Annotated in this window: 15 protein-coding genes and 1 riboswitch; of the genes, 3 read left to right on the top strand and 12 right to left on the bottom strand. The window is 49.2% G+C overall.

Annotated features, from left to right (window positions below; genetic code table 11):
• Nucleotides 1-36 precede the first annotated feature (36 nt).
• Nucleotides 37-1,464, top strand: coding sequence for a hypothetical protein (locus GO755_RS26915; protein ID WP_157588412.1), 1,428 nt, complete (start codon nt 37-39; stop codon nt 1,462-1,464).
• An 86-nt stretch (nt 1,465-1,550) separates the two neighbouring features.
• A complete protein-coding gene (locus tag GO755_RS26910) occupies nt 1,551-2,513 on the top strand; it encodes a hypothetical protein (protein WP_157588411.1) in 963 nt (320 codons plus the stop codon).
• A 66-nt stretch (nt 2,514-2,579) separates the two neighbouring features.
• Here the strand turns inward: GO755_RS26910 and GO755_RS26905 are convergent, their stop codons facing one another.
• The 10 genes from GO755_RS26905 to GO755_RS26860 all read right to left on the bottom strand — a co-directional run bounded on the left by GO755_RS26905 (nt 2,580) and on the right by GO755_RS26860 (nt 14,118).
• Nucleotides 2,580-5,735 carry an efflux RND transporter permease subunit gene (locus GO755_RS26905; RefSeq protein WP_157588410.1) on the bottom strand — a complete coding sequence of 1,052 codons (3,156 nt, stop codon included), beginning with the start codon at nt 5,733-5,735 and terminating at the stop codon, nt 2,580-2,582.
• Nucleotides 5,732-6,673 (bottom strand): efflux RND transporter periplasmic adaptor subunit, encoded by a 942-nt coding sequence (locus GO755_RS26900; protein WP_157588409.1) that lies wholly within the window; start codon nt 6,671-6,673, stop codon nt 5,732-5,734. The genes GO755_RS26905 and GO755_RS26900 overlap by 4 nt, the downstream gene beginning before the upstream one ends.
• Complete coding sequence (locus GO755_RS26895; RefSeq protein ID WP_227687098.1) at nt 6,648-7,979, bottom strand: TolC family protein; 1,332 nt, start codon at nt 7,977-7,979, stop codon at nt 6,648-6,650. The genes GO755_RS26900 and GO755_RS26895 overlap by 26 nt, the downstream gene beginning before the upstream one ends.
• A gap of 20 nt (nt 7,980-7,999) precedes the next feature.
• Complete coding sequence (locus tag GO755_RS26890) at nt 8,000-8,428, bottom strand: PepSY-like domain-containing protein (RefSeq protein WP_157588408.1); 429 nt, start codon at nt 8,426-8,428, stop codon at nt 8,000-8,002.
• A gap of 189 nt (nt 8,429-8,617) precedes the next feature.
• Nucleotides 8,618-9,076: an EamA family transporter gene (locus GO755_RS26885; RefSeq protein WP_227687097.1), complete on the bottom strand. Its 459-nt coding sequence runs from the start codon at nt 9,074-9,076 to the stop codon at nt 8,618-8,620.
• A 111-nt stretch (nt 9,077-9,187) separates the two neighbouring features.
• On the bottom strand, nt 9,188-9,601 hold the full coding sequence (locus GO755_RS26880) for an EamA family transporter (RefSeq protein WP_157588407.1): 414 nt from the start codon (nt 9,599-9,601) through the stop codon (nt 9,188-9,190).
• 68 nt (nt 9,602-9,669) lie between these two features.
• Complete coding sequence (locus tag GO755_RS26875; RefSeq protein WP_157588406.1) at nt 9,670-10,956, bottom strand: sensor histidine kinase; 1,287 nt, start codon at nt 10,954-10,956, stop codon at nt 9,670-9,672.
• On the bottom strand, nt 10,953-11,633 hold the full coding sequence (locus tag GO755_RS26870) for a response regulator transcription factor (RefSeq protein WP_157588405.1): 681 nt from the start codon (nt 11,631-11,633) through the stop codon (nt 10,953-10,955). The genes GO755_RS26875 and GO755_RS26870 overlap by 4 nt, the downstream gene beginning before the upstream one ends.
• Before the next feature lie 110 nt (nt 11,634-11,743).
• Nucleotides 11,744-13,063 carry a voltage-gated chloride channel family protein gene (locus GO755_RS26865; RefSeq protein ID WP_157588404.1) on the bottom strand — a complete coding sequence of 440 codons (1,320 nt, stop codon included), beginning with the start codon at nt 13,061-13,063 and terminating at the stop codon, nt 11,744-11,746.
• A 36-nt stretch (nt 13,064-13,099) separates the two neighbouring features.
• A riboswitch (Fluoride riboswitch) is annotated at nt 13,100-13,168 on the bottom strand.
• Between the two features lie 44 nt (nt 13,169-13,212).
• The gene (locus tag GO755_RS26860; protein ID WP_157588403.1) at nt 13,213-14,118 is read right to left on the bottom strand and encodes a helix-turn-helix domain-containing protein; all 906 of its coding nucleotides are present in this window, start codon (nt 14,116-14,118) and stop codon (nt 13,213-13,215) included.
• Nucleotides 14,119-14,394: 276 nt separating this feature from the next.
• On the opposite strand from GO755_RS26860, the gene GO755_RS26855 reads away from it, so the two are divergent.
• Nucleotides 14,395-15,444: an NAD(P)-dependent alcohol dehydrogenase gene (locus tag GO755_RS26855; RefSeq protein WP_157588402.1), complete on the top strand. Its 1,050-nt coding sequence runs from the start codon at nt 14,395-14,397 to the stop codon at nt 15,442-15,444.
• Nucleotides 15,445-15,459: 15 nt separating this feature from the next.
• Here GO755_RS26855 and GO755_RS26850 read toward each other — a convergent pair whose 3' ends face one another.
• Together GO755_RS26850 and GO755_RS26845 are read right to left on the bottom strand one after the other, a co-directional pair.
• A complete protein-coding gene (locus GO755_RS26850) occupies nt 15,460-17,910 on the bottom strand; it encodes an outer membrane beta-barrel protein (RefSeq protein ID WP_157588401.1) in 2,451 nt (816 codons plus the stop codon).
• Between the two features lie 57 nt (nt 17,911-17,967).
• Nucleotides 17,968-18,123 carry a hypothetical protein gene (locus tag GO755_RS26845; protein WP_157588400.1) on the bottom strand — a complete coding sequence of 52 codons (156 nt, stop codon included), beginning with the start codon at nt 18,121-18,123 and terminating at the stop codon, nt 17,968-17,970.
• Nucleotides 18,124-18,177 lie beyond the last annotated feature (54 nt).

Raw genomic sequence — 18,177 nt, 5'->3', positions numbered from 1 at the left:
CGTTTTATCACCCATTGCTTATTTATTTTTTCAACTATGAACCATCAAATTCGTTTGGGATTGGCCGCTATGACCGTAGCTGCCGGGCTGATGGCTGGTCTTTCCGGCTGTAGCAAATCAGAAGATGTACAGGTATCGGCTCCGTTTTTTAAAGCCGGGGTTGCCATTAGTACAAAAACGCCCTTATCTGGCGTAGTGAAAGGGACACTCCTGGCCGATTCGACCTACCGGGTTACCGGCGATGTATTTATCAATGAAGGCGATACGCTGGTTGTTCAGCCCGGAGCCAAGGTGTATTTCGATGGCAAGGGCGTGTGGAGTTTCATCGTGAAAGGCTCGTTCCTGTCGTTGGGTACACAGGAAAAACCTATCTATTTCACCGTTCCCACGGCGACTAAAACCGACACACCTGGTGCCGATGTAACAAAAGATCCAGCTTATGCGGGTCTGTGGGGTGGTATCCTGGGCGAAACGACGTTCAAAAATATCATCATTAAATGGACGCACCTTGAATTCGGTGGCGGTACGGTCGTGACCTCGCCTGTGTCGTTTATCGCGAACGGTGGCAAAGCATATGTTGTCTCTTCGGCTAACTCGGATGGAATTGTTGTTCTGGAAGATTCATGGGTTTATGGCTCGGTCGATGATCCGATGCGCCCCTTCGGTGGCCGGTACAACGTGATGCGAAATACCTTCGAAAAGTGCGGATTCACGGGTGGCGAAGCCTGGAACGTAAAAGGCGGAACGGTGGGGAACTTTGCCTATAACCTGGTCATTGGTTCAGCCACGAACGGCCCCAAAGCGTCAAACAATGGTCAGAAACCCGGTCAGCCCCAAACAAACCTTATGTTCTATAATAACACTATTGTTCATAGCGGTTATCGTCGTTCTGCCGATGGGCGTGGGGGTTCGATCAACTTCGAGGAAGGCGCAAAAGGTGGCTATTATAACAACCTGATGGTGAACGACAAGTATGGTCCGCGGATTGTGGGTGCCACGCAATCGTATGCCGGTAACGCACTGGTGGTAGCCGATACCGCCAATATCAAGTACAGCAATAACTACAACTATGTCGATTCGCTGAAGATGGCGAACCAGATTTATCCGGTTCTCTTCACTACCAAGCCGCAAACCAGCGATATTCCCGCTCCTGCGTCGTTCCTGCCCGCTGGCTATAAGCTTGGTCAGGTCTATGACGGGTCGGCGGTGGTTCAGAAAAACAACCCACAGTTCGTGAACTTTCCGCTGCCTTACGTAGCAACGAAGAAAGTATCAGATGTTACGTATGCAGGGACCTGGAACTTCCGCCTACAGTCAACATCACCCGCTATTGGCAAAGGCACAACCAGTTTCAGCCCGCTGATCGTGGTGCCCGTGAGTCCCAACTTTGGTTCAACGGAAATTACACCACCCAGTACGGACATTGGTGCCTATCCGAGCAACGGCAAAGGGAACCTGCATTAAGTCCGTCAGGTTATCACGGAGTAGATCATCTCCCCGGTTGCGGTCATGGGAACGTCCGCAATCGGGGATTATTTATTTTCCGTTTTATGAAATATCTATTCCTCCTCCCACCTGTGCTGCTGGTTGGTTTGCTGAATTCCTGTCAGCAATCAGGTGAATCGACATCCGAAACCAGCACAGCTGCTACGTCAGATCCATTGCCCAGGGTAAGCTACGTAGTCGATGATATAGCCAGTGATACCACCCTATTTGCCCAGCCTAAACAGATAGGCACAATGACCGACTCCGATTTGGAGGAATCGTCGGGAGTAGCACCCAGCCGCCGTAATCCGGGCTTTCTATGGACAGAAGAGGATTCTGGAAATTCTAATCAGATTCAGTTACTACGACCAGATGGGAGCGTTGCGGCTCGGTTTACCATTGATGGAGCCACCAACCGTGACTGGGAAGATATAACCGTTGGGCCAGGGCCTGTGTCGGGTGAAACCTATGTATATCTGGCTGAAATTGGGGATAACAAACGGCGCTATCCCGAAAAGATAATCTACCGATTCCCGGAGCCCACCATTTCTGGACAGAAATTACCCTATACAGGTACGGTAACTAATGCCGAAGCCATTCGGCTGACACTGCCCGACGGCCCACAAAATGCCGAAGCTATTCTGATTGACCCAGCTACGAAAGATTTATATATCCTCTCGAAAGGTGATCGTGCGGAACTGTATCAGGCCACTTACCCGCAGTCGTTAACGCAAACCATCATGATGAAACGTCTGCTGGTGATGCCCTTTGATAAAGTGACTTCGGCGGGAATTTCGCCTGATAATCGGGAAATTTTGATTCGTACATACGGACAGTTGTTTTACTACTCCCGCCGAACGGGGGAGTCTGTTGCGGACGCGCTCAAGCGTACGCCCCGACTTATCCCACTGGCCAATGAACCGCAGGGCGAAGCCATTGGCTGGGCTATCGATAGGTCGGGCTATTACACAACTAGCGAAAACCCTAACGCTACTCCGCAAACGATTTACTGGTATAAGCGGAAATAGACACTGGCTGACCATAGGATTGAAAAAGACTGTTAGACCATGAATGAATCGTAACGTCATGTTTATCTATTTTTTTTCTCGTCGGTGATACAATGCCCGTAGCGCGGTCGGAAATACCAATAGCAGCAGCGGCAAACCGGCCACAAACCCCCCGATGACGGCCACCGCCAGCGGTTGCTGCATTTGAGCGCCCAGCCCAAAACCGAGCGCTAAGGGCATCAGCGCCAGGATCGCGCCAATAGCCGTCATCAGTTTAGGGCGTAGCCGCAACGCAATAGCGTAGTTGACCGACTCATCGACATTACCAGTGCGTTGCAGGGTATGTTCAAACTGGTTGACGGTGAAAATGGCATTCTCCGCAATGATCCCCACAATCATGATGATGCCTGTATAACTGCTGACGTTTAGAGGAATCCCCGTGACAAAAAGAGCCGTAATACAACCGGTAATGCCGAGTAGCGACAGGACTAATACCAGCACCGACAGCCACCAGTCTTTGAATAAGAACATCAGAACGGCCAGCACCAGCAGCGAAGCCAGCGTTAGAATCAGCAGTAACTCGCTAAACGATTGTTGTTGTTCTGAATAGGCTCCGCCGTAGCCAACTGTATAGCCTTGTGGCAGGGGTAATTTCTGGGCGAATTGGGTCTGGATCTCTTTGATAGCGCTTCCCAGGTCACGAGCATCCAGACGGGCAGTGAGCACAACGGTCGATTTAAGGTCTTCCCGTCGCTGCTCGATTTCGCCCGCCAGTACACTCACTTTACAGAAAAACGATAGGGGCCGGGTGGTGCCATCGGGTAGAAAAATCAGTACGTTGCGCATTTTGTCCAGATCATTCGAATCAAAATTGGCGAATCGAAGCACCATTCGGCGCATCTGCTCACCATCCTGAAACGAGCCCACCTGAATACCGGCTGTTAGCGCAGCCTGTGCGGGCGATGGTACTGGCTGTGCGGCATTTGGCCCCAGTGCCACCCCGCCCGTATAAGCGGTTAGCTGCGTCTGAAAATCGGTTAGTCCAATCTTGTACTGGCTTAGCTTCTCCTGGTCCGGCTCAAAGACCAGCGATGGCCCCGCTTCGACCAGCCCATCGTTCACATCGACGATACCCGGCACCTTTTCCAATATCCCCGATGCCTGTTTGGATAAACGCTGAAGCAGAGTGTAGTTATCTCCAAACAGCTTGATCTCAATTGGCTGAGAGGTGCTCATCAAATCGCCCAGCAAATCGGCAATTCGCTGACCGAAGGAGATATCTAACACGGGCTCAACAGCATGAATGCGCGTCCGCAGTTCGTCGATGACCTCAATCGTGGTTTTCGTTCGGGTCGATTTTAACTGAATGGAGTAGTCCCCAAAGTTGGGTGGTACGCCCCGAAAGGCCATGCGTATACCTGTCCGGCGTGAATACGTAGCTACGTCCGGGTGGGCCACGATGACTTTTTCGGCTTCGCGCAGAATCCGGTCGGTCTCCTGAATGGACGTACCGGGGGGTGTAAAGTAGTCAAGCACAATCGTGCCTTCGTCCAGATCGGGGAGGAAACCCGTTTCCAGTCTGCTGTAGGACAACCACGCTCCCACACCGAGTAAGGCTACAAATAGAATGGAAATCAGCGGTTTGGTGAACAGGTTCGTTAGCCAGCTTAACTGACGAACGTTCGCAGCTTCATCAATCGGTTTGGCATTTTTCTCATGCTTAAAGCCAATTAGTAAGTGGAGTACGGGCAGTAGGAGCCAGGTCACCAGAAAGGAACAGACCATCGTAATCTGCATCGTGTCCGATAACTCCCGGAAGAAACTACCGGCCAGTCCGCTCATCAGCCGGAACGGAAAGTGAATGACAATTGTGCTGAGCGAGGAACCGACCATCGCCGGAAACAGATTGTGAATCGCTTCCTGCACGACGGCAAACTTGTCCTTTTTAGGTTGCTCTTCATGCACGCGGTAAATCTGCTCGATAATGACAATGGCATCGTCGATAATTAGGCCAATCGATGCGGCAATGGCCCCCAGCGACATGATGTTGATGGTAATACCCACAACGTAAAGCACCAGCACCGTAAATGCCAGGGTAACCGGAATCGTCAGTAACACCACCGTTGAGGCTCGCCACGAGCGGAGGAAAACGATCATCACCAGAATGGCCAGAATCAAGCCTTCATAGATGGTCTTGATCACGCTGTGAATACTGTCGCCTACGAAAGCCGACTGATTGTAGTACGGCTTGACGTGCATCCCTTTGGGCAGAATCCGGTTGATTTCGACGGCTTTGGCTTCGGCATTTTTGGCAAAATCAATCAGATTGACCCCCGGTTGCTTGACCAGATCAATCTGTACGGCCTGATGACCGTTGGCATTGACCACCAGAAATTCCTGCTGCTGTTCCTGCACCTGAATTTGGGCCACTTCAGAGAGGTGAACAATCCGGGTGCCGTCGTTCTTGACGATCAGTGCACTCAGCGCGTCCACGTCCAGTACCCGCGTGTCTGTCAGGGTTAGGTACAGCCGTCGGTAATCGGCGATGTAGCCGTTGGAAAGCACGTTGTTATTGGCATTGATAGCCGTCATCAGGGCCGAAATTGACAGATTCAACGAGGCCAGTTTCACCGCGTTGGGCAGGATCACAATTTCTTTCGCTTTCCCACCCCGAACGACCACATTGGAAATGCCGGGTACCTGAGAAAATAAGGGTCGGGCGAGCAGATTCGCCTTGTCGCGGAGGGCCACTAGCCCATGCCGGTCGCTTTCCAGCGTAAATCCATAGACCGGAAACAGGGACTGATTCATGGCCTCGATGGACAGGTTCACCCCCGGCGGCAGGAAATTCCGAATCTCGTTGATGCGACTTTCCACCTGGGTTTTCTGGGTATAAATGTCCTGCCCCCACTCAAAAAACACGTCGATGGTGCAACTACCCCGGCTGGTGCTGGTCTTCACAATGGTCACTCCATTGACCTTTTTAACCGCACTTTCGAGCGGTTTGGTCACGGTAATCATCATCCGATCAATGGGTTGCTGCCCATTGTCGGCGATGATGGACACACGTGGAAAGAGTACTTCGGGAAACAGATTCGTCTGCATCCGGGTGTAAGCGTATATACCCGCCAGAAGCAGCAACACGCCGGTAAACAAAATGGGGCGACTAAACACCTCGAAATACGACCGTTTGGGTTGTTCGGGCCGGCTAACGGGTTCCGATACGGTTGGTTGCTCGATCATAGCTTTTTCGCGTTTACCAGCACCCGAGCGGTATCGGGCAGGCCGTAATTGCCTTCCGTGATGATTCGATCGCCAGCCCCGAAAATGGGGCTTTTCACCTCGACGGTGGTCGTAGTCTTCTCGCCCAATTGTACCGGGACTTTCACGGCGGTACTGTCGTTAATTAGCCGCATCACCCAAAAATGTTGGAGCATTTCATCGCTCAGGATAGCAGCCTTCGGAAGCAATTGTGCCTGTGGATTAGCCTGACTGGTCACATCGACTTGTACGGTGAGGTTTTCGGGCAAGGGCACAGGGCTATTGATTCGGGCCAGAACGCTCTGGGTTTGTGCCAGCGCATTAACCGTTGTCAGGGGCGTTTGGAACGTAGCGGTTAGGGCACGTCCATCGGGCAGGCGAACCCGGCAACTCCGTCCGGGTTTGGCCAGCGCCTGATATTCGTAAGGAACGTTGACCTGAACGGCCAGCGCATTATCCTCAGCAATGGTACAAAGCTGAGTGCCTTCCAACACGTAATCGCCGGTCTGTTGTTTATCGAAAGTGCTAATCAGACCACCGGAGGCCGCTTTGACGATGATCCGTCCCAATAGCGCCGAGTCGCCCCCAACGGATAGGTTTCCCAGCGCCCGACGCTCTTTAGTCTCGAGTTGATAGAGAGGCTGCCCGCTCTGAACCCGCTGACCCAGGCTTACATAAACTTTGGTAATAAAGGCGGCTACGGGCGCAGTAACCGCGTTTCGACGCAGATAGAGCGTGGTACCAAACAGCGTCAGACTGTTGCTGATGCCGCCCCGACCGATTGCCTGTACCGTAACGGGTGTGCGGGCAACCGCCTGATCCTGCGCTGGAGCAGAACCCGCTTGATCCGACGAACTACAGGCACCCAGCACCAGTAGCAAAGTAACCCAGAGGCTACCAGTTATAATAATTGTACGCATTGATGAGGAGTTGTCGGTTTGACTGAAGCAATAGCGCGTCCCGGCGGACGGCTACCATGTTTTTCACGACGGTGATATAATTGATGATGGGCAACTGGCCCTGCAACAGCTCCCGGCGATAGGAGGCCAGTACCGATTGATAGCCCGCGATCTGCTGTTGGTAGACGAGTAGTCGATTTTCCAATCCACGTAATTCTCCGCGAATCCGTTCCCGACGCACGTCATTCTGATTGATCATGAACCGGCGATAATTGCCGTAACTCTGTTGCAAAATGGCCGTTCGCTGGGCGTTTAGTCGTTTTTGATGCCCGTCATAGAGTGTCCAGACCAGCGATACGCCCGCACCGAAGCCAAATCGCATCGGGATCTCGGGTAGGTACGATGTATTGAGACCACCATTGGCGTTGAAAATCCACTGAGGCCGGTACTTCAGCTCGAAGATGTTCTGCTGGGCGCGTAGGGTCAGGCTATCCAATGCGTAACGTCGGGTAAACCCAGATTCAGCAAACCCAATATCAGGGGCCATCGTCAGGTTCAGGGGAGCCAGGTCGACCTGGGTTGTATCGACAATCCCACTCAGAGCATTCAGTTCCAGAACATCCCGCCGATAGGCGGTTTGATAACCCACCCGCAGGTTGCGTTGGGTTTCGGCTTCAATATCCACCAGCGTTAGATCGGACTGTTTGAGCAGGGAGGATTCGACGAATTTCTTGACGATAAGCCGTTGATCACTCAGTACTTGGAGCAGGCTGTCGGTGTACTGAACCTGCAAGCGATCCTGCAGACAAAGGATATATTGATCAGTGACAATCCGCTCTACATCGTGCTGCCCCAACCCAATAACAGCCTGACTAATCTGGGAAGCCAGCGCTAATGGCTCCGCGTAGGCTTTGGCCCGAAACAGATTAGAAATGGGTTGGGTCACATTCACCAACCCCTGATACAACCCTCCATTGGAAACGGCCAGATCATAACCGTAATACCGGCTGGCTCCATTGGAGTTAAAATCGGGTTTTACTCCTCCATTGTCCATGGAAAAAATCGGAGCGAATTGGGCATTCCCGTTTAATTGCACCAATGGTTTGGTGTAGAGCGCCAGTAACCGCTGCGCTTCCAGGGCATTACCCTGAATCTGAAGCTGATTGTCCCGGATCAGTGGACTGGTTTGGCGAGCACTAGTTAAGTATACCTCCAAACCTTGTTGAGGTGGCTGAGCCAGCAAGGGAATCAGGCCGGCAAGGCATAATAATCCTAAACTCAGGCCCAGCTTTAAATAGTGGTGCTGTTTTCGAATGATAGCGCTCATAACGTAAGTGAATACAGTCGTCAATCTTTTTCTTCTTCGAGGAATTTACCGGTACTGGAAAAGACGACTTCCATACCCGTAATCCGAATTTCGTAGGTCTTTTCGCTGTTCGCTTTCGTGACGGTCTCCGCAGCCTGAATCCGTTCTTTAGGATAATGCGCTTTCATATAGGCAGCAATGGAAGCCGGAAGGGTTGCGATAGGAATGCCAACTTCTGTTTCAGCTACCTGGCCTTTCGTATCGAATTTGATCGCCCGGTGGTTATTATTCAGCGTAAAAATGGCTTCGTAATACGGTGTTGACCGTTCCCACTGGAGGTTCTGTACCGTTGGGTGAAGTTTTTTTAAGGCCTGTTGAATCGTAACCGGCACTTGTTTTTCGGATATGAGTTGGGCCTGTAGAGATCCGGCAACTCCTATCACAAGTAGGAAAGCTATTGTGTATCGCATATGCTATAACTGGTGATTAGTACCAGGGTTATAGCACAAACGTACAGGCCAATTCTAATGGAAATCTGAATCCTATGGTAAGGGTGTAAATTCTTCCGGGTCTTTATGGATCAACTCAAACAGGCGGTCAACTAACAGGTCAGCAACGAATACAGCTTTCCTGAAATGCCAATATTGTTAACTAAATAATCATTTCCAGGCAATAACGACAAGGCCCAGTAGAATGAGCATGGCTCCCCCCATCGTTTTTAGTGTGATTGGTTCTTTGAGTATCCAGACCGAGAGCACTAACGCAATAACGATGCTGCCCTTGTCAATCATGGCCACCTGCGAAACCGGACCGAGCTTTATGGCTCGATAATAAAAGATCCAGGATAGTGAGGTTGTGACGCCGGATATGGCTAGAAAAATAACTGATGATCGATCCAGGGCACGAAATTGGTTAATCCCTTGCCCAATCAGGGCGTTGCTCCAGACAAGCAGAAACACGACAACGGTACGCACAGCCAGGCCCGTATCTCCGCTAACGTGTTTAAGCCCAAACTTTGCAATGACCGAAGTAAGACCGGCAAACAGCATTGAGATGATGGCGTAAGCAACCCATTTTTCCATGTCTATTTTCTGGATATACGTGTCAAATTCAATCAAGTTTTCCTCGACTTAAGACAAGTAATACATGAAAACTTGATTGTGGGAAGCAAACGTACAGGTCAATTCTAATGGAAATCTGAATCCTGCGTTAGGGTTCTCTGGATACGTTTATAAAATCAATACCAGCGTACCGCCTATTATCAGGACAGCACCGAGTGCCGCTTTCCAGGTCAGCACTTCCCCCAGAAACAGCACGGATAGTAAGATGGCAATGGCGACACTGAGCTTATCGACAGGCGCTACCTGCGAGACTTTGCCGAGTTGAAGCGCCTTGAAGTAGAAAATCCAGGATAAGCCGGTTGCCATCCCGGAGAGGATCAGAAATAACCAGTTTTGACGGGTCAGGGTAGGTAAACTCTCCAGACCGCCACGGCCCAAAACAATTCCCCAGGCGACAACTAAAATAACAACCGTACGAATCGCCGTGGCCAGATCCGAATTGACTCCTTTGATACCAACTTTGGCTAAAACCGCCGTTAGCGCAGCGAAAACCGCCGATCCCAATGCATAAATCCACCACATAGCTTTAAAACTTGACTGTGAAGACTAAACTTACCGATCAATTATGAAGGAATTCTGATAAGGCAGTGTCAATTGATGCGCCAGCTTACTATGAAGTGATGTTGATCGGACTCGTAAGTGTAAGTTAACGATAAGCCGTAGCGGTCAGCGATCTGGTGAGCAATGGCCAAACCTAGTCCGGTAGCTTCAGGCAACGCCGGATTTTTAACAAACCGCTCAAAAATTGCCTCTTCGGGAAACGGTAATGATTCACCGGAATTGCTTACTCGTAATTGATGAGCCAATAAGTGGATGGTGATGTCTCCACCCGTGGGCGTATGTCGGATGGCGTTTCGTACTAAGTTTCCCAGCAGCACTTCGGCTAATTGTGGGTTCATCAATACGGCTGGATCAGCGCTCTGAGTATAGGTCAGGCGAAGTTGCTTGTGGCGAATAAATTCCGCGTTTGTCTTGAGCAGTCGGTCGATGAGTTGACCAATATGCACTGATTTGTCTTCGATAAACTGACGATTTTCAATTTGCGTGAGCAGCGTGAGCGCTTTATTCAGTTGCGCCAGTCGCTGGACAGCTTCGGTCGCTCGCTGTACATGGGCTAGCTCTTCATCAGGAAGTCCTTCTGACTGAAATAAGACTTCCAATTCAGCGGATATTACCGCCAGTGGTGTTTGCAGTTCATGCGATGCGTTTTCCGTAAATTGTTTTTGGGAAGCGTACACAACCTGGTTCCTGCGGATGAGTGTCGTCAGATCACCTTGTAACTCATTGAACTCAAGTACCTGCGTAGCAGGCCAGTCTGGAAGCGGGTCTTTTTCAAGTCTGAATCGTCGAATAATTCCCAGTACATCCGTAAACGGCTGCCAGAGCCGACGGGTCATCTGCCGGTTAATTAATCCCAAACCGAGCAGTAACAGCAAGAAAACGCCGGTTTGCAGGCCAGTTATGGTCACAATAAAGTCTTCCCGTTCAACCAGTGACTGACGAAGTCGCAGTTGATACAACTGACCATTCACGGATAACCCGGTTTTTAATTCCCGATGAGGTTCCCACTCATCGAGCAGGGGTAAGTAATAGGTCGTATCATAGAGCCGATCTGAAATAGGCTGTTTAAAACCCGGTTGTCTGGTGATCAGCTTTAGTTGCACATCTGGGTCTGCGCGAGGCAGGTATTCGAGGAGTTGATGATGATCGTTAGTAAGGAGGAGACCAATTTCGGTTTTACGGGCTAACAGCGCATCATCCACATCCTGAATAACCAGGCGCTGAATGATAAAATAGGAAACAGGGACACTCAGCAACCACAGTAAAGCGGCCAGAGCCGCATAATACCGAAAGGTGAGTGAAAGCAGGTTTTTCATGGTGTCAGAGAAAACAGATAACCAACTCCGTAGCGCGTTTTCAGGTAATCAGGACAACCCGCGCCCAGCAATTTCTTCCGTAAGTTCTTCACATGCTGATAAATAAACTCGTGCGACTCCGCCAATTCCATCGACTCTCCCCAAATGTGTTCGGCTATAGCTGCCTTACTCAATAGCCGGTTTTTATTGGCAATAAAGTAGAGTAGCAACTCATACGCTTTCCCAATCACCTCAATCGGTTGCCCATTTACACTAACCGACTGGTTCTGGGGCTGGATACTAATGACGCCGAAGGTGATCATGCGTTCTCCTTCGAAGAGTCGCCGGCGCAGCACCGACCGAACCCGTGCATTTAATTCGGAAAGGTGAAAGGGTTTGGTCAGATAATCGTCAGCGCCCAGATCTAATCCGGTTAGCTTATCGTCTAAACCAGTCCGGGCCGAAATCACGATGATGCCCGCCTGCGGCTGACTCTCTTTAATGGAACGTACCAGATCGAGTCCACTGCCGTCGGGTAAGCCAATATCAACCAGAAAACAATCGTAGTCGGCATCATTAATTTGTTGCGAGGCTAGATTAAATCGGCCAGCCGTCGATACACGGTACCCTTCTTTCTCCATATAAGCACGAACGGATTCTCGGAGGGCTGGTTCGTCTTCAACAACTAAAAGTCTCATGGTTCTGCAGGAATGCAAGCGAAGATATGGCCCAATTCTGATGCAATTCTAATCGTGAATAGTCTAGGAGATTAATGACTTCTCACTTCATTTCAGAATGGTATGCGCTTTTAGGGTCTATTTTTCCGCTGAATCGATCTCAGACTCGCCAGCTTTTGGCCTTCATGACGTCGGTAAACCAAATGTTTAGACTGACCCACTACCTGCGAACCGTATATGCCCCGATGCCCAGAGAAGAAGTAAGCCATTACGCAGGCAATAGCGGCATAGGGGCCACAATCTGCGCCAAAGAGCTCGATGGCCATTAACGTACAGGCCAGGGGTGTATTAGCTGCCCCGGCGAACACCGCTACAAATCCCATTCCCGCCAACAAGCCGGTAGGTAAGGGAATGAAAAACGAAAGCGCATTGCCCAGTGTAGCGCCAATAAAGAACAAGGGCGTTACTTCACCACCCTTGAAGGCTGCTCCAAGCGTTAATGCGGTAAACAGGATTTTCAGGGCAAAATCATAAGGTGGTAGCTGAGTTGTAAACGAAGCGATCAAGGTGGGAATGCCTAAGCCAATGTATTTAGTCGTGCCTAATCCGAACACAGCTAAAGCCACAACGGCTCCGCCAATAACCGGACGCAAAGGAGGATAAGCTACATGCGTTTTAAAGAACCCGCTGATTCGATGTGTAAGTTCACTAAATACAATCGAGCAAAGGCCAAAGATGATGCCAGCCAACATCGCCCAGAGTACATGTGGAACGGTGAGTGAGGGAATGCTGGGAATGTGATAGTGTGTGTGACCAACACCCCACGCCCTGGTGGTCAGATCGGCAAAGAAGGACGCGGCTAAGGCTGGGAACAGGCCTTCGTATTGCAACCGGCCAAGTAAAAATACTTCCAGCCCAAAAATCGTCCCAGCCAGGGGTGTCCCAAAGACAGAACCAAACCCAGCCGCAATTCCAGCAATCAGAAGTAAGCGACGGTCGCGGGGGCGAAGGCGAAATAAGTAGGTAAATTGATCCGCAATCGAGCCACCAATTTGCAGGGCCGTTCCTTCACGGCCCGCCGATCCGCCAAATAAATGGGTAGTTATGGTACCGACAAGCACAAACGGGGCCATCTTCAACGGAATGATCCCGGATGGCCGGTGAATCGTTTCCAGCAATAAATTATTGCCCGCTTCTACATCTTTGCCTGCATAATGATATAGGCAACCAATTAGAAATCCAGCAACGGGCAATAGGGAAATAACCCATACATGTGCTTCCCGCCATGAGGTAGCCCAATCCAGCAATACCAGAAACAACGCTGAGGCTGAGCCAACCAGCAAGCCGATTAGCGCTGATAGGAGTAGCCATTTGGCCAGGAAAAACAGAATGGGTTGTTGCCAGAACAGGGGGGCAATTGAACGAGGAACGCGAAACCGGAATGATGACATATAACAATACCTATTAGAACGCTGAAAAAACGTTTAGCCCTAATAGGCGCCATCATCCCTTCAAGAGGGCGGTTGGATCAGGAAGACACCATTTCCCGTATTGATGGCAAATATAGGAAGTAGAACGATTAGATTGTATTTATCAACGATCAACTAGCCTGTATCTTTCTATAAAGCTTTGGCGTGAGTTGCTGGTTTCGTTTGAAAAAATTAATAAAATGCGGAAGGTCATCAAAGCCCAAACACCAGGCTATTTCAGTGATATTCCAATCCGTATGCTGAAGAAGACTCCGGGCTTCCTGCATAATTCGTATAGCAATGAGTTGAGAAGTCGTTTTACCCGTTACCTGCTTCAAGGCATGGTTCAGGTGGTTGATATGGATGGATAATTGATTGGCAAAATCGGTTGGATAGCGTAATTCCATCCGCTGCATCGTCGACTCAATGGGGAACTGTCTTTCCAATAGTTCCATAAAAATGGACACAATTCGTTGACTACCATTGGAGTCCTTATACCGATGAAAAGTAGAAGGGTTCAGCTTTAGTGCTGTTAGAATAAGCTGGAGAACCATGGCCCTGAGCGAATCATATTTATAACTGAACTCAAGCGCAATTTCGCTCAGCATTTGTTTGAATAGATTCTCAAAATCAGTGAACTGCTCCGGGCTTAGTTGGAAAAGTGGTACATAGCCGGGTTGGAAAACGGGGTATTCATTGAGGTTGATAAACTGATCAAAAAACTCATCGGTGAAGATACAAAAGTAGGCCACCTGTTCCGATTCCAGGTGCTCCCAGGAATAAGGGATGTTGGGATTAGAAAATAGCAGCCCGCAATCAAACTCCATTGTTTTGTCAGCATAATAAAGTCTCGTTTTTCCTTTCAACAGGCTGATTTTATATAACGACTTCCTGCTAAAAGGTTTACAGTTGAACCGGTCATCGTTATTGTGCCTGACATAAAAAACATTGAAATGCTGAATATCCTTATTGATATCGGCGGGCATCCAAACACGATCATCCAGCTTCAGGTCTTCACTTAAATTGGTCTTTTTCATCTTGTTCCTGATTGCCTCTCTTGTCACTTGGTGATGTTCCCTTGGTGAACCCAAAATTCATCAAAAAGAAGAGACTGAACTTACTGATACCAAATAAAAAGCTGTAAAAATCAAATATTGCCCGTATTAAGCAATAGAGGGTTGACCCTTATGGTACTTTCTCGTTCATGCGTAAGCACGCTTTGATTTTCTCAGTTTTCTGTTTGATATACACATCTGGGGGCGTATGCCTTGCCGGTACTTTTGCAGCGGTCAAAACAACAAAAATCACAACCAATGATAGCAGCAAAAGGGTATGCAGCACAACGTGCCAACGAAACATTAGCGCTCTGGAACTTTGAAAGAAGAGAAGTAGGCGCACATGATGTGCAAGTAGAAATTTTATACTGTGGTGTATGCCATTCTGATTTAGCTCAGATAAACAATGAATGGTTTCCGGGTATTTTTCCAATGGTTCCGGGACACGAAATTGTAGGTCGCATCAGTAAAGTTGGCGACCACGTAAAAGGGTTTAAGGTTGGCGACCTGGCCGGTGTGGGAACGCTGGTTAACTCTTGCAGGAAATGCCATCACTGCGAGGAAGGATTGGAAGTCTATTGCGAAAATGGAGTAATTCCGACCTACAATGCCCTGGATAAATATCTGGACAACCGACCAACTTATGGTGGCTACTCGAACACAATTGTCTCTGATGAATCATTTACCGTACGCATTCCCCAGAACTTGGATCTGGCTGCGGCAGCCCCTTTATTGTGTGCCGGTATAACGACCTATTCACCAATGAAGCATTGGAAAGTAGGCAAAGGGCATAAGGTAGCCGTGCTGGGTTTAGGTGGACTTGGGCATATGGCAGTGAAGTTTGGCGTAGCCCTGGGGGCCGAAGTAACCATCCTGAGCACATCACCCCATAAAGAAGCGGATGCTAAAAAATTAGGTGCTCAACACTTTGTCGTAACCAGTAATACGGAGGAGGTTGAAAAAGTAAAATCATCGTTCGATTTTATCATCGATACGGTTAGCGCCGAACATGATTTCGACTTTTATCTTTCGCTGTTAAAACTGGATGGCATACACATTGTTGTTGGCATTCCACCTCAAGGCTTTCAGGTTAAACAAGTGGGCCTGTTGCAATTAGGTCGCAAAAGTGTAGTAGGTTCAGCCTCCGGCGGTATCCCGGAAACACAGGAAATGCTTGACTTTTGTGCAGCGCATACTATCGTAGCGGATATTGAAATCATCGACATAAAAGACATTCACGCGGCCTATGACCGAATGCTCAAAGGAGACATTAACTATCGCTTTGTGATCGATATGGCAACGCTTTAGTAGAAGTGTCTCCATTTAATTCGTTCGCATCTTCTCATCTTCGGCGCTCCCAACAGTATTCCGTTTTCGGGCATTGGCCTCTTTGCCAAAGCGATACATAAAGGAGAGTCCAACCCGACGTGTATCGCTTTGTCGGGTATAGAACGCCGAAATCTGGTTAAGGGCAACGGTTTGGCTGTGCATCACCAGCGTATAGAAGATGTCGTTTACAGTTAAGCGCAGCGTTCCCTGTCTCTGGAGAATGGTTTTTTGGAGGCCAGCACTAATGTTATAAATCGAGCTGCTTTTGGTTTGGGCGAAGAATTGGCTACCAGGAAAAAAGCCGGTCAATTCGGCACTCCAGGTTTTGCCCAACTGAAACTGATTCATGGTTTCCACTTCGTGAAGGTTCGATTGTTGATCGATTGTCACACCCGCTGCATTACCCTGATTTCTAATGGCTAATAAAACGGCGCTAATATTGACTGTCCACCAACTGGTTGGTGAAAACGATACGTTGGGTATTATCCCAAGCGAATGACCCTGGTAAAAGTTTTGGGGGCGGGTAATAAACTGATCGCCAACGGCTTTCGTAATGGGATTGATGCCATTTTTGTCCCAGCTATAGGCAAGCGTAACACCCAGATAATGTTTGTAGGTATAGCGTAGGTCAATGGACTGGCCATAGCCGGGAATCAGGTTCGGATTGCCACCGGAATAGGAGTATCGATCCTGGAAAAACAGGAATGGGTTCAGTTGCTGGTAGCCGGGTCGCCGAATCCGTTTACTATAGCTCAGCACAAGGGTGTTATCGCCACGCTTATCGAGTTTATACGATAGATACAGCGATGGAAATTGCCAGGTATAGCTTCGGTGAAACGTGGAATCAACCGTTGCTGGGTTAGCTAACTGATGGCCTGTTGATTGGGTATTCTCCAGGCGTAAACCCGTCTGGATGGCCCAACGCGACCACTCCTTTTTCAGGTTGACATAGGCGGCATTGATGGCTTCGGTGTATTGAAAATGGTTGCTTTTTCCATAATCAGGAACCGAGCCATCTCCTGTCTGGTTGAACCAATTCGATTCCGTGTCAGTCATCACATAACTCGATTTAAGGCCAGCACTAAATTCGGCTTTGCCAGCTAAGGGCTGCGTATAATCCAATTTTCCCGCATAAATCCGAACCGTCGAGGGGATAATAAAAAGCCGCTCCTGCGTATTTGCCAACTGACCGTCAGGTCGATACGTGTCAATCGGCGAAAACTGATTTGTGTTAGTCTGAAAAGTCAGGTAATCTACGTTGGCCATCAATAGCTTACCCGTACTGTCGAATTTATGCGATAGGTTCAGATTGAGCCCAGTATTCCTGGATTGATAGTGGCCATCGGTATAGCCTTTCGATACCGAATCCAATTGCATTAAGCCAGTATATTGATTGCTGGTATAATCGAGTCGGTCGGATTTAGGACGGGTAGAACTGGTAAACAGGATACCGATGGTTGTTTTAGGCGACGCAACATAATCCATTCCGATCCGCCCGTTCCAGCCATTGGACGTATAGTTTGACTGGCTGGTTTGCAGGATAGTAGATTGAGGTAATCCTGCGTCCGTAAAAAAATAACGGCTGTAGGTTTCTTCGCTGAAATTCCGGTCGCGGCTGAAGCTGCTATTGGTAAAGATGTTGAACTTTTTGGTGCGGTAATTCAGGAGTAATGCGTTGTTGCTGCGACCATAGCGCCCTTGGTTATAGCCCAGATTTAAACTGCCGTTAAAACCAGCCGCTCTGTTTTTTTTCAACACGATATTGATAATGGCGCCCCCGGCTGCATCGTACCGGGCCGGAGGATTACTGATCAATTCGACCTTATCCAGCAAACCGCCGGGCAGAGATCGTAGATAAGCCGCCAGATCCTGCGCCGACATATAGGTGGGCCTGTCATCGATCAGTACCAGCACATTCCGTTTGCCATTCAGACTGATATCATCATTCGTGCTCACCATCACACCGGGGCTTTTGGCTAATACGTCCAGGGCATTGCCACCCGCTGCAGTAAGCATGGCATCGACGTTGACAATGAGTCGATCTATTTTTTGTTCAACCAGGGGTTTTTTAGCTGTAACGACTACTTCGTTTAACGTTTTTGGCGTGGAAGCCTGTAAAACAATGACGGGCAGACGTAAGGCAGTCTGTGTTTCGGTAATCGTTAAAAGGCCACTTTTGTACGCCTGAAAACCGACGTAGGAACAACTCAGTACATAGTCGCCTTTGGGTAGGTTTTTAACCTCAAAAGCGCCATCAGTATCAGAAAGGCTGACTTTTTTGACCGTAGAGTCCTGCCTTTCCTGTAAGATAACCGTGGCACCTGGGAGGGCTCTGTTTTGGGGATCCCGGATTTGCCCACTGATTTTTCCGGTGATCGATTGGGCTTTCGTGGGCGTACAGAGGATTGCCAGCATCGCCAGCGGCAACAAAAAATAGCGGTTCATAGGGCAGGCTCGTTCGTGAGAAATCCTGCCCAAACATCGATCCTATGCTGAACACGCTCAATTTTTGGGGACGGGTGCTGTGGAGTGGGATGTAGAATGGTGTTTTCGGTGGGTAAGCCCTTTCGTCACCCGTTTGTCGTGATCCGTCCCCCAATCGGGCAGAGTGGCCCCCCGAACTTTTTCGGTAGTTGGATTCATCGATCTTTGAGCCATGAAAACGGATGCAAAACAAGTTTCTTTTTCGACAGGATTACAGGATTTAACAGG

Origin of the sequence: Spirosoma arboris (assembly GCF_009754945.1) — a bacterium.
Taxonomy (GTDB): Bacteria; Bacteroidota; Bacteroidia; order Cytophagales; family Spirosomataceae; genus Spirosoma; species Spirosoma arboris.
The sequence above is the reverse complement of the archived record's forward strand: the minus strand, read 5'-3'. Positions and strand labels throughout refer to the sequence as shown.